General features: G+C 38.6%; 9 protein-coding genes. 2 read left to right on the forward strand and 7 right to left on the reverse strand.

Annotated features, from left to right (window positions below):
* The first annotated feature begins 184 nt into the window (after positions 1-184).
* Entirely contained in the window at positions 185-1,390 is a 1,206-nt protein-coding gene (locus tag DVJ99_RS07425; RefSeq protein WP_105993670.1) for an argininosuccinate synthase, read from the forward strand.
* A complete protein-coding gene (gene argH / locus DVJ99_RS07430; protein ID WP_114603749.1) occupies positions 1,380-2,753 on the forward strand; it encodes an argininosuccinate lyase in 1,374 nt (457 codons plus the stop codon). Before DVJ99_RS07425 ends, argH begins: the two co-directional genes overlap by 11 nt.
* Positions 2,754-3,067: 314 nt before the next feature.
* On the opposite strand, the gene DVJ99_RS07435 is transcribed toward argH, so the two are convergent.
* The 7 genes from DVJ99_RS07435 to DVJ99_RS07465 form a co-directional block, all read right to left on the reverse strand.
* Positions 3,068-3,160, reverse strand: a complete 93-nt coding sequence (locus DVJ99_RS07435; protein WP_114603750.1) for a type I toxin-antitoxin system Fst family toxin — start codon at positions 3,158-3,160, stop codon at positions 3,068-3,070.
* Positions 3,161-3,301: 141 nt separating this feature from the next.
* Positions 3,302-4,546, reverse strand: coding sequence for a Glu/Leu/Phe/Val family dehydrogenase (locus tag DVJ99_RS07440; RefSeq protein WP_105993668.1), 1,245 nt, complete (start codon positions 4,544-4,546; stop codon positions 3,302-3,304).
* A 109-nt stretch (positions 4,547-4,655) separates the two neighbouring features.
* Positions 4,656-5,846 (reverse strand): ornithine--oxo-acid transaminase, encoded by a 1,191-nt coding sequence (locus tag DVJ99_RS07445; RefSeq protein WP_105993667.1) that lies wholly within the window; start codon positions 5,844-5,846, stop codon positions 4,656-4,658.
* A gap of 195 nt (positions 5,847-6,041) precedes the next feature.
* The gene (pruA, locus tag DVJ99_RS07450) at positions 6,042-7,586 is read right to left on the reverse strand and encodes an L-glutamate gamma-semialdehyde dehydrogenase (protein WP_114603751.1); all 1,545 of its coding nucleotides are present in this window, start codon (positions 7,584-7,586) and stop codon (positions 6,042-6,044) included.
* Between the two features lie 276 nt (positions 7,587-7,862).
* Positions 7,863-8,990 (reverse strand): NADH-dependent flavin oxidoreductase, encoded by a 1,128-nt coding sequence (locus DVJ99_RS07455; protein ID WP_114603752.1) that lies wholly within the window; start codon positions 8,988-8,990, stop codon positions 7,863-7,865.
* A gap of 175 nt (positions 8,991-9,165) precedes the next feature.
* Positions 9,166-9,552, reverse strand: coding sequence for a S1 domain-containing post-transcriptional regulator Ygs (gene ygs / locus DVJ99_RS07460; protein ID WP_114603753.1), 387 nt, complete (start codon positions 9,550-9,552; stop codon positions 9,166-9,168).
* A gap of 250 nt (positions 9,553-9,802) precedes the next feature.
* A partial coding sequence (locus tag DVJ99_RS07465) for an LPXTG cell wall anchor domain-containing protein (RefSeq protein WP_162912154.1) occupies positions 9,803-13,387 on the reverse strand: 3,585 nt, incomplete at its 5' end.

A 13,387-nucleotide genomic window follows, 5' to 3' on the forward strand; every position in this document is an offset into this window, starting at 1 on the left:
CTTTTCTGATATTTTATGGTATGTGCATATAATATTGTATAAGCCCGCCATTGCAGGAACATAAATGATTGAGATTTCATATTTCTGTATATTTATGTAAAATAATGGTTTATTTCTCATCTTTAATCTGCTATGATAATAACATGTTAAAAAATTCAAACTATTCTAACGAGGTGTATAAATTATGAAGGATAAAATCGTATTAGCCTATTCAGGCGGATTAGATACAAGTGTGGCAGTTAAGTGGCTGATCGATAAAGGTTACGATGTTGTTGCTTGCTGTTTAGATGTAGGAGAAGGAAAAGATTTAGATGTTGTTTATCAAAAAGCATTAGATATGGGCGCAGTTGAATGCTATATCATTGATGCTACTAAAGAATTCAGTGACGAGTATGTAGCTTATGCCATTAAAGGTAATTTAATGTATGAAAATACTTATCCAGTCGTTTCAGCATTATCTCGTCCATTAATCTCTAAAAAATTAGTCGAAATCGCAGAAAAAACAAATGCAGTTGGTATTGCACATGGCTGTACTGGTAAAGGTAACGACCAAGTACGTTTTGAAGTAGCCATCAAAGCGTTGAACCCAGAATTGAAAGTATTTGCACCGGTACGTTCATGGGGTTGGAGTCGTGAAGAAGAAATCGATTATGCGATTAAAAATAATATTCCCGTACCGATCAACCATGACTCGCCTTATTCTATCGACCAAAACTTATGGGGCCGCGCAAACGAATGCGGTATTTTAGAAGATCCGTATGCAGCGCCGCCGAAAGACGCATTTGATTTAACACGCGAAATTGAAGATACACCCGATACACCTGATGAAATCGTTTTGAAGTTTGAAAAAGGTATTCCAGTAGAAATCGATGGCAAAGCGTATCCATTAGATGATTTGATTTTGTATTTAAATGATTTAGCCGGCAAACATGGTATCGGACGTATCGACCATGTTGAAAACAGATTAGTCGGAATTAAATCTCGTGAAGTTTATGAAACACCTGGCGCTGAAGTGATTCTTAAAGCACATAAAGCTTTAGAAACAATCACTTTGACTAAAGATGTTGCACACTTTAAACCAGTTATCGAAAAACAATTTGCAGAACAAACATACAATGGTTTATGGTTCTCACCTTTAACTGACTCATTAAAAGTCTTTATCGATTCTACACAAGCACATGTCACTGGGGAAGTACGTGTGAAATTGTTCAAAGGCAATGCAGTCGTTAACGGAAGAAAATCACCTTACTCTTTATATAATGAAAAACTTGCGACTTATACAAAAGAAGATGCATTCAATCAAGAAGCAGCGGTAGGATTCATTGAAATCTACGGCTTGCCTACTGAAGTCAATTCTATGTTGCATGGGGGTTATTCTAATGAGCAATAAAGCCTGGGGCGGTCGTTTCCAATCGGAACCAGAAGAATGGGTAGATGCGTTTAACGCATCTATTCATTTCGACCATCTATTAATAGATGAAGATATTCAAGGGAGTATTGCACATGCGACAATGCTTGCTAAACAAGGTATCCTCACTTCCAAAGAAAGCGACACCATTATTAAGGGACTCCAGGACATCCAACAAGACTACCATGATGGTAAAGTTGAATTTACAGAAGCATTAGAAGATATTCATTTAAATATCGAACATGAATTAATCGAACGTATCGGCCCTGTCGGCGGTAAACTGCATACAGGCCGCAGCCGTAATGACCAAGTTGCGACAGATATGCACCTTTATACGAAGAAAGCCGTAAAAGAAATCATCGCATTAATTCATTCACTTCAAGAAACAATTGTACATTTGGCAGATAAACATGTAGATACGATCATGCCCGGCTATACGCACTTACAGCGTGCACAGCCGATTTCATTCGCACATCACGTCATGACTTACTTCTGGATGTTAGAACGTGATAAAAATCGTTTTGAAGATGCTTTAAAACGTATTGATATCAATCCATTAGGTGCTGCAGCACTCAGCGGGACAACACATCCGATTGATCGTAAGAAAACACAAGAATTGTTAGACTTTGCATCGCTGTATGAAAACAGTTTAGATGCAGTCAGTGATCGTGATTATATCGTAGAAACTTTAAATGCCATTTCACTCGTAATGATTCATTTATCACGTTTCTCTGAAGAAATTATTTTCTGGTCAACTGATGAAGCTAAATTCATTACTTTATCCGATTCATTTTCAACAGGCTCATCGATTATGCCGCAGAAAAAGAACCCGGATATGGCAGAACTTATCAGAGGCAAAACAGGCCGTACAACAGGTCATCTTGTCAGTATGTTAATGACATTAAAAGGCTTGCCTCTAGCTTATAACAAAGACATGCAAGAAGATAAAGAAGGCTTATTCGATGCAGTCCATACTGTTACAGGTTCACTTCGTATCTTTGAAGGTATGTTAGCAAGCATGACCGTTAATACAGATCGTTTAAACGAAACAGTTCATAACGACTTCTCAAATGCGACAGAACTTGCGGACTATCTCGTTGAAAAAGACGTACCTTTCAGAGAGGCACATGCAATCGTAGGACAAATCGTATATTGGTGTATCCAGCACGATTGCTACTTACTTGATGTGCCGCTTGAACAATATCAATCATTCTCATCAAAAATCGATGACACGATTTATAGTTACCTCAAACCAGAAAACTGCTTAAAACGCAGAAAAAGTTATGGTTCTACAGGACAAGATGCAGTACGTCATCAAATCGAAGTCGCAAAAGCGTTACTCTAATAAAAATACAGCCGAATTTCACGCTATTGTGAGATTCGGCTGTTTATTTTAAATAGAATGCTTAATCCATTGTCTTAAATCTTCTAAACGATACTGCTTTACTATATTTGCTTTAACATTATCTAAAGTAATTTGTGACAAGGTTTGAATAAGTGTAGTTTCAATGATGGTTAATGACTCCGTGCTATTATTTCTTTGCAAATCACTACACCCTAGTGTTATAATTCAATTAACAAAGAGTATTCCATAGAAACACCAATCCCCTCACTATCAGCAGTAGTGAGGGGATTTTTTGGTGTAGCTAGATCGCCTTATTATTTGTTGCGGTTACTTAGCCAAAATGTGAAAATCGCAACAACGCACCCTGATATAATAGGGGCTATAATACTGACAAAGAGTATTACCATAGATTCCACCTCCTTCCATAGCACAATTCGCCTATGGAAGTTAAGGCGACCTTTATATTATACTTGATTTTTTGTAATTTCAAAACGCAAAAAGAGCCGACATTGTCGACTCTTTTCTAATTAATATAACTCATTATTGACTTATGCCCAACCGCGGTAGCGTGCAGCTTCTGCTGTACGTTTGATACCTACGATGTATGCGGCTAAACGCATATCGATTTTACGGTTTTGTGCTAATTCATAAATATCGTTAAATGCTGTGACTAATTTATCGCGCATTTTTTTGTTTACTTCTTCTTCTGACCAATAGTAACCTTGGTTGTTTTGTACCCACTCGAAGTAAGATACTGTTACACCGCCGGCACTTGCAAGTACGTCTGGTACTAATAATACGCCGCGCTCGTGTAAGATACGTGTTGCTTCAAGTGTTGTAGGTCCGTTTGCTGCTTCTACTAAGATATCCGCTTTAATGTTTGGTGCGTTATCTTTAGTGATTTGGTTTTCGATTGCAGCTGGGATTAAGATATCACAATCTAATTCGAATAATTCTTTGTTAGAGATTGTTTCTTCGAATAAGTTTGTAACTGTACCGAAGCTGTCTCTGCGATCTAATAGGTAATCGATATCTAAACCTTCTGGGTCAGATAATGCACCGTATGCGTCAGAGATACCAACGATTTTAGCACCTTTATCAAATAAGAATTTCGCTAAGAAACTACCTGCGTTACCGAAACCTTGAATTACAATTCTTGCACCATTAAGGTCAAGATCTTTAAGTTTCGCAGCTTGTTCAATCGCAATTACAACACCAAGTGCTGTTGAACGGTCGCGTCCTTCTGAACCGCCAAGTACAATTGGTTTACCAGTGATAAATCCAGGAGAGTTGAATTTATCTAATGCACTGTACTCATCCATCATCCAAGCCATGATTTGTGAGTTCGTCATAACGTCTGGTGCCGGAATATCTTTAGAAGGCCCAACAATTTGTGAAATTGCACGAACATAACCACGTGATAAACGTTCAACTTCATGAATACTCATTTGACGCGGGTCACAGATGATACCGCCTTTACCGCCACCGTATGGTAAGTCCACGATACCGCATTTCATTGTCATCCACATTGATAATGCTTTAACTTCATCTACATTGACATTCGGGTGGAAACGTACTCCGCCTTTAGTAGGTCCAACTGCATCGTTATGTTGCGCACGGTAACCAGTAAATGTTTTAACCGTACCGTCATCCATTCTTACTGGAATACGAACTTCTAAAAATCGTAATGGTTCTTTCACAAGATCGTACATGCCGTCATCAAAACCTAATTTATGCAATGCTTCTTTAATAATTTGTTGTGTCGATGTCACTAAATTATTGTTCTCAGTCATAATCCTTCTCGCCTCTTTTTCCTAACAATGATTTCGCTTTCATTTGTATTGTAACATAAGCGCAACCTTTTTAAAGTGTTTTCAATCCTTTTGTTACAACTTTTTGAACTTAGCTGAATACCTTCTTGATTCTTTCTAATGCGTCATCGATTTCTTCTTTAGAAATAACAAGCGGAGGCGCAAAACGAATCACTGTATCATGCGTTTCTTTACATAGTAAGCCTTCTTCTTTTAACGCTTCAGCATATGGGCGTGCACTTTCATTTAATTGTAAACCGATGAACAATCCGCGTCCGCGTACTTCTTCAATCGCTGGATGATCGATTTTTCTCAATTCTTCTTGGAAATATTCGCCTAACTCTTGTGAACGTCCCGCTAAATCTTCATCAACTAATACATCCAATGCCGCAATTGACACTGCAGCTGCTAAAGGATTACCGCCGAATGTAGAACCATGAGAGCCTGGTGTGAAGACATCTAATACTTCATGGTCAGCTGCTACCGCTGAAATTGGTAACACACCGCCGCCTAAAGCTTTACCTAAGATATAAACATCTGGTTTCACACCATCCCAATCTGTCGCAAACATTTTACCTGAACGGCCTAAGCCTGATTGAATTTCATCTGCGATGAATAAGATATTATGCTCATCAGCTAATTCGCGGATTGTTTTCAAATAACCTTCCGGCGGAACGTTAATGCCCGCTTCACCTTGAATCGGCTCTACTAAAATAGCTGCTGTGTTTTCATTAATCGCATCTTTTAATGCGGCTTCATCACCGAAATCAACTTTTTTGAACCCTTCTAATAATGGACCATAACCGCGTTGATATTCCGCTTCAGATGATAATGACACAGGTGCCATTGTACGTCCGTGGAAGTTGCCGTTAAATGCGATAATTTCCGCTTTATCCGGGTCAATCCCTTTAACATCATAAGACCAGCGGCGTGCTGCTTTAACTGCAGTCTCAACAGCTTCAGCGCCTGTATTCATCGGTAAGATTTTTTCTTTACCTGTTAATTCGCTGACTTTCTCATACCAGTCCCCTAAATTGTCACTGTTGAAAGCACGAGAAACTAGAGTCACTTTATCTGCTTGATCTTTTAACGCTTGAATAATTTTAGGATGACGGTGTCCTTGGTTGACTGCTGAATAAGCTGCTAACATGTCCATGTATTTATTGCCTTCTGGATCTTTAACCCAAATACCGTCAGCCTCTGAAATGACAATTGGAAGTGGTGTGTAGTTGCGTGCCCCATAGTGTTCTGTTTTTTTAATGATATCTTCTGATCTTGTCATAAATTATTCCTCCTTATAAACGCTTTTTTCTTTATATTTATATGTGATGAATGTGATTCAATTCTGTTGTGTTCCAATATAAAACAGCTTTGAAAAAAATCACATTATAGATACCTCTCATCTTAATGATGAAAGCTATAATGTGATTTCCTTATTCATTTAAATTCCTGCTTTATTCGATTGGCGCTTGTTACCTTATAGATGTTCAGATACTGTACGGCCTTGCAAGTGAAGTACTAGATAATCCGGGCCGCCTGCTTTAGAGTCTGTACCTGACATTTTGAAGCCGCCGAATGGTTGATAACCTACGACCGCGCCTGTGCAACCGCGGTTGAAGTAAAGGTTGCCGACCATAAAGTCGCGGCGTGCTTGTTCTAATTTCATACGGTTATTAGAGATAACACCGCCAGTTAAACCATACTCAGTCGCATTCGCATAGTCGATGGCTTGGTCAAAGTCTTTCGCTTTGCTGAAGCCGACTACCGGTCCGAAGATTTCTTCTTGCATCACGCGGCTGTCATAAGCTAAATCTGCAAAGACTGTCGGATAAACGAAGTTCCCTACTTCATCATCCACTTTGCCGCCTGTAACTAAGCGGCCTTCATCTTCACCAATCTTCAAGTATTTTTTGATTTTCTTCAGTGCTTTGTCATCGATAACAGGTCCCATGTAGTTATCGTAACTAGAAGCATCGCCGACAGTTAATTGTTCTGTCGCTTTTTGTACACGTTCTAATAATTCATCATAGACATCTTCAACTGCGATAACACGAGAGCAAGCTGAGCATTTTTGGCCTGAGAAGCCGAATGCTGAATTAACAATCGCATCTGTCGCTACATCCAAGTCTGCTTCGCTGTCTACTACAATCGTATCTTTACCGCCCATTTCAGCAATGACACGTTTCAAGTGATTTTGACCTTCTTGGATTTTTGAAGCTTTCTGCATAATGCTTGTACCGACATTTTTAGAACCAGTGAATGAAATCAAGCCGACATCTTTATTTTCTACTAAGAAGTCGCCGATATCGCTAGAATCACCAGGAATCCAGTTAACTACCCCTTTTGGAAGTCCTGCTTCTTCTAATACTTCCATAAATTTATATGAAATCACTGGTGTATTTGATGACGGTTTTAATAATACTGTGTTCCCTGTAACTACAGGTGCTACTGTAGTACCTGCCATAATCGCATAAGCGAAGTTCCAAGGTGAAATTACAACTGATACACCGATTGGTAAATAATCAAATTGGTTATATTCGCCTGGACGAGAGTTGACAGGTTTGCCGTCTTTAAGTTCTAACATTTGGCGGCCGTAGTATTCCATGAAGTCAATTGCTTCTGCAGTATCTGCGTCTGCTTCTTTCCATGGCTTACCGCCTTCTTTTGTAAGTGTTGCTGAGAACTCATGTTTGCGGCGGCGTGTAATTGCTGCTGCTCTGAATAAGATGTCTGCTCTTACTTCAGGCGGCACTGTACGCCAAGTTTTAAATGCTTCTTTTGCTGCTTCTAAAGCTTTTTCTGCATGTGCTTTGTTTGCTTTAGAAACATATCCGATTGTCTCTTCTCTATTTGACGGGTTGAATGATCTCACCTTGTCGTCAGTATAGATACGTTCACCATTAATAATGAGTGGATACTCTTTGCCTAAGTCTTCTTCGACTTTTTTGAGTGCTTTTTCATAAGCCTCTCTATTTTCTGCTTTTGAAAAATCTGTAAATGGTTCATGTTTGTACGGAATCATTTTTAATCCCCCTTTGTTTAATATTAAAAATGGTTTAAGAAAGCCCTTACATTTCTTATAATTACATAAAATTCAGACTATGTAAAAGGAAAATCTTCAAAATTGTGAAAATTTTTAATAGTGTGATTGCTCATCTACTGTCGTTGTGCGATATGTAGAATCTACACTAAAATTAAAAAAGACCACACGAAAATATACGTGCAGTCTCATTTTTCATATATATTGCGTCCATCAAATGGTTTATTTTTATATAATGCTCACTGAAAAATTAAATTTTTAGTGCTCGCCTTTTTTAGGCAGCGGGTAAAAGCCTTTGTTGAATTGTTCCCATAAATTCGGCGGCAATTCATGTTTATCTTCACGTTTTGAGTCAAAGTAGGAAATGATTTCGTCTGTACGTCCTTCTTTGATTTTTTCAACAAAACGCGGATCTAATAAAAGTTCACGACCTAATGCGATAAATTCAACCCCTGTTTCAAATGCGGATAATGCTTCATCTGCATTAAAGATTGAACCGATACCGATTAACGGTACTTTACCGCCGATCCATTCATGAATCAAACGTATACGTTCTTGGCCTTGATACTTGCCTTCTCTTGTTTCTGAATGAATCGTAAATAATGAAGCATGCAGATAATCCAGCGGTTTATCAGATAAGTAACCAAGCAATTCTTTTGTTTGTTCCATTTTGATGCCTTCTGCTTCCGCATCTTCTGGTGAGAAACGATAACCGATAATAAAGTCTTTATCACCATATTGTTTTACAGTGTTCACTACTTCATCTACAACTGCAAGCGGGTATTTATACGGATCTGCCCATTCGTCATTGCGTCGGTTATAGTGACGTGAAACGAATTGGTGGATTAGATAATGGTTGGCACCATGAATTTCGACACCATCAAAGCCTGCTTCGATTACGCGACGTGTTGCTTCGCCGAATGCTTTGATTGTCTTTTCAATTTCTTCTGGTGTAATTTCACGTGCATCATGTTCTTGCTGCTGGCCAAAACTTTTAAGGGTAATTGGACTCGGCGCTACAACATCTCCATTAGGTGTTAAGTTATCTAACGCTTGTGCCCCGCCATGATGAATTTGTACAAGTGCTTTCGCACCATGTTTCTTCATCGCTTGTGCTAAACGTTTTAAACCAGGAATATCAGAATCATGTGCAACTGAAGGTTGTCCAGGGAATGCTTTCCCAATATCTGTCACATTACTTGCTGCACTGATACTAATACCAACATCTTTCGAACGTTTTTCCATATATGGCAATTCAACATCAGCAATCGTACCATCATCATTTGATGAAATATGTGTAAGGGGTGCAAGTACGAAACGATTGCGGATTTCTACTCCGTTCGGCAATGTATATGGTGAAAACAATGGTTCATATTTCTTATCCATAGTCGTGTTTCCTCCTCTTTCTCTTTCTATTAAAACATTGTACAGTACTCGGAATTATTTCAGAAAAAAATTGCTCATTGTGTCATTAACTATGTACCACTACTGACCATAGGACAAAACAATAGGCCAGCATACCACATCTCCATTAAATGTCGTATACTGACCTCGTATAAGATTAAAGCTTATTCTCTCTAATCATTTTCTTAGACTGCGCAATCCAAACCGGTAAACGTTCTTCCAATGTTTGAAACCCGTATTTTTCAGTTTCTTTGATCTCATCCAAAACAGATTTTTTCTCTTTCTTACGTTCATAATTCTTAAAATAGTCATTATCCTTCAGCGACAAATTGAGTTTGCCTTCTTCATCAATGGATAATATTTTAGCCTTCACAACTTGTCCTTCAGATAAGAAACGACTTAAATTATGGACATAGTCATTCATAATCTCTGATATGTGAATGAGTCCTTCAGTGTTGTCAGGGGTTTCTACAAATGCGCCATAAGGTTGAATACCAGTCACTTTTACTTTCACATGCTGTCCTGATTTATAGTGATTATTCAACTTAATAACCCCTTAATTCGTATTATTTCTAACAATAACATCATAGCATAAATTAAAGAGCGTCACTAACCGTTACGGTATATTATTTACAATTTTTCAGAGTAATAGCACAAATTGCACGCGATATGATGTCTTCTCAATCGTATTCACATCAAAAAGCAAACACTCCCAAGTCGAATGTTCAATTCAACTCGGGAGTGCTTATTGTGCTTATTGTGCTTAATGTTCTTTATGATTCATTAACGCAATTTTATTTTTCTGTATAATCTTTATCTTCATTTTTACGTTTTCTGAACAATAATACTGATCCAAGTGCTGCAAATAATCCGCCGAATAATGCACCGCTGTTTGAAGTATTTTCACCGGTATTTGGCAACACTTTAGCTTTTCCAGCTTTTGATGCTGATTTCGAACCAGATTTTGATGTTGCTTTTGATGCTGCTTTTGCTTTTACATCTGCTTTCACAGTATCATTCGCTTTTGTTTCAGCATTTGCTTTTGTTTTAGCGTTTACTTTTGTCTCAGTGTTTACGTTTGATTTAGTATTTGATTCTGTTTCAACAGTTGTTTGTGATACTTTTGATTGTTGTGGAACTTTAAGATGAGTTCGGTCATCATTTGATTTAACTTGTGAAGTTGTATTTTCAACAGTTGTTGGATTAACTTCTACAGTGTTGCCTTTAGTTTCTTTGCCCACAGTTGTATTATCTTTCGTTGGAACAGTAACTTTAGTATTATCAGGTGCTTTTGAGCCTAATACTTCTAAAGTATCGCAAATATCTTTCGCAGCCTCTTCAATTGTTTGAATTGGTTGATGATTTGGCTGTTCAATAATTGTTTGACCGACTTTCACTTGGTTATCTAACACTTCTGCTGTTTCTTCTGGGCAATTAGAAGTTTCAATTGTTTGTGCTTCTTCGATTGCTTTTTCTAATTCAGCTAATGCATCAGCTTTATCTTGTGCATCTTTTGCCTCAATTGCTTTATCTAATGCATAAGTTGCGCCATCCACTGCAGCTTGAACCGCATTCGGATCTGCATCTACTGTTTCTGCAGTTGCTAATGCAGCTAGAACTGCTTTATCTTCAGCATCTGTCGGATCTAATTCTAGGCATTCCGCATAGTCAATTAATGTTTCTAATACATGTTTATTTGCTTGTTCTACTAAACCAGCTTCTGCATCTTTCAATGCTTGTGTTGCTGCTTCAATTTCTTCTACTGTTTTACTTTCTGATGCTTCAACAACAGCATATCCTGCTTCTTCTGCGTCATCTAATGGTAAGACACTATCTGGTGTGTACGCATCTCTATCTAAGCGATCAACTTTTTCAAGTTCTGCTTTTAGTGCATCAAGCGCTGCATTTATTGCATCGGCTTTATCTTGCGCTGTTTTCGCTTCAATTGCTTTGTTCAATGCATCTTTCGCTGCATCTACTTCTGCTTGTGTCGCATTTGGATCTGCTTGTACAGCTTTCGCTTTAGCTAATGCATCTTGGACTGCTTTATCCTCTGCATCTGAAGGATTTAATGTTAAGCCTTCGGCTGCTGTGATTGCTGTATTTAATGCATCTTTATTTGCTTTCGCAACTAAGCCTGCTTCTGCATCTTTCAATGCTTGTGTTGCTGCTTGGATTTCTTCTACTGTCTTAGCATCTGGTGCAGCTACAATTGCTTTGCCAGCTGTTTCTGCAGTATTCAATGGTTGAACACTATTTGGTGTATAAGCATCTTTATCTAATTGAGCTACTTTAGCTAATTCTGCTTTTAATGCATCAAGCGCTGCATTAATGGCATCAGCTTTATCTTGTACTGTTTTCGCTTCAATTGCTTTGTTCAATGCATCTTTCGCTGCATCTACTTCTGCTTGTGTTGCATTTGGATCTGCTTGTACAGCTTTCGCTTTTGCTAATGCATCTTGGACTGCTTTATCCTCTGCATCTGAAGGATTTAATGTTAAGTCTTCGGCTGCTGTGATTGCTGTATTTAATGCATCTTTATTTGCTTTCGCAACTAAGCCTGCTTCTGCATCTTTCAATGCTTGTGTTGCTGCTTGAATTTCTTCTACTGTTTTTCCAGCTGGAACATTCACAATTCCTTGTCCTGCTGTTTCTGCTTCAGCTAATGGTTTCACACTATTTGGTGTATATGCATCTTTATCTAATTGAGCTACTTTAGCTAATTCTGCTTTTAATGCATCTAATGCTGCATTAATGGCATCAGCTTTATCTTGTACTGTTTTCGCTTCAATTGCTTTGTTCAATGCATCTTTTGCTGCATCTACTTCTGCTTGTGTCGCATTTGGATCTGCTTGTACAGCTTTTGCTTTTGCTAATGCATCTTGAACTGCTTTATCCTCTGCATCTGAAGGATTTAATGTTAAGCCTTCGGCTGTTGTGATTGCTGTATTTAGTGCATCTTTATTTGCTTTCGCAACTAATCCTGCTTCCGCATCTTTCAATGCTTGTGTCGCTGCTTGAATTTCTTCTACTGTCTTAGCTTCTGGTGCAGCTACAATTGCTTTGCCTGCTGTTTCTGCTTCAGCTAATGGTTTCACACTATTTGGTGTATATGCATCTTTGTCTAATTGTGCTACTTTAGCTAATTCTGCTTTTAATGCATCCAAAGCTGAATTTATTGCGTCTGCTTTATCTTGAGCTGCTTTCGCTTCAATTGCTTTGTTCAATGCATCTTTTGCCGCATCTACTTCTGCTTGTGTCGCATTTGGATCTGCTTGTACAGCTTTTGCTTTTGCTAATGCATCTTGGACTGCTTTGTCTTCCGCATATGAAGGATTTAATGTTAAGCCTTCGGCTGCTGTGATTGCTGTATTTAATGCATTTTTATTTGCTTTCGCAACTAAGCCTGCTTCTGCATCTTTCAATGCTTGTGTCGCTGCTTCGATTTCTTCTACTGTTTTTCCAGCTGGAACATTCACAATTCCTTGTCCTGCTGTTTCTGCTTCAGCTAATGGTTTCACACTATTTGGTGTATAAGCATCTTTATCTAATTGTGCTACTTTAGCTAATTCTGCTTTCAATGCATCCAAAGCTGCATTTATTGCGTCTGCTTTATCTTGAGCTGCTTTCGCTTCAATTGCTTTGTTCAATGCATCTTTTGCCGCATCTACTTCTGCTTGTGTCGCATTTGGATCTGCTTGGACTTCTTTCGCTTTTGCCAATGCATCTTGGACTGCTTTGTCTTCCGCATCTGAAGGGTTTAATGTTAAGCCTTCGGCTGCTGTGATTGCTGGATTTAATGCTGGTAATGCTTCTGCTTTGTTAATTGCCGCTTTTAATTCTGTTTTATCTGCTTTTGCAACTAAGCCTGCTTCCGCATCTTTCAATGCTTGAGTCGCTGCTTGGATTTCTTCAACTGTCTTAGCGTCCGGCGCTGCAACGATTGCTTTACCTGCTGTTTCAGTAGTGTTTAGTGGTTGAACACTATTTGGCGTATACGCATTTTTATCAAGTTTAGCCACCTTAGCTAATTCTGCTTTCAATGCATCAAGTGCTGCTTGTTTTAACGCCGCTGCATCAGCTGCGTCTTTTGCGTCTGCTACTTTCTTAGCATTAATAGCATCATCTAACGCTGCTTTAGCTGCATCTACTGCTTCTTGTGAAGCATTCGGATCTGCTTGGACTTCTTTCGCTTTAGCTAATGCATCTTGGACCGCTTTATCTTCTGCGTCAGCTGGGTTAAGTTGACCTAAGCCTTCGGCTGTCGCAATTGAACTTTCTAATCCTGCTTTATCCGCTTTCGCTTGTAATGCATTTTTAGCGTCGTTGATTGCTTTTGCTGCTGCTTTCAACTCTTCTGGAGTCTTAGTCGTATCAGC

Source organism: Staphylococcus sp. EZ-P03 (assembly GCF_003344575.1).
In the GTDB taxonomy this organism is placed as follows: domain Bacteria; phylum Bacillota; class Bacilli; order Staphylococcales; family Staphylococcaceae; genus Staphylococcus; species Staphylococcus simulans_B.

Excerpts from the sequence above, each read along its gene's own strand:
- DVJ99_RS07425 (WP_105993670.1), top strand. The coding sequence starts at position 185 with ATGAAGGATAAAATCGTATTAGCCTATTCAGGCGGATTAGATACAAGT.
- DVJ99_RS07440 (WP_105993668.1), bottom strand. The coding sequence starts at position 4,546 with ATGACTGAGAACAATAATTTAGTGACATCGACACAACAAATTATTAAA.
- argH (WP_114603749.1), top strand. The coding sequence starts at position 1,380 with ATGAGCAATAAAGCCTGGGGCGGTCGTTTCCAATCGGAACCAGAAGAA.
- pruA (WP_114603751.1), bottom strand. The coding sequence starts at position 7,586 with ATGATTCCGTACAAACATGAACCATTTACAGATTTTTCAAAAGCAGAA.
- DVJ99_RS07445 (WP_105993667.1), bottom strand. The coding sequence starts at position 5,846 with ATGACAAGATCAGAAGATATCATTAAAAAAACAGAACACTATGGGGCA.
- DVJ99_RS07435 (WP_114603750.1), bottom strand. The coding sequence starts at position 3,160 with ATGGTAATACTCTTTGTCAGTATTATAGCCCCTATTATATCAGGGTGC.
- DVJ99_RS07455 (WP_114603752.1), bottom strand. The coding sequence starts at position 8,990 with ATGGATAAGAAATATGAACCATTGTTTTCACCATATACATTGCCGAAC.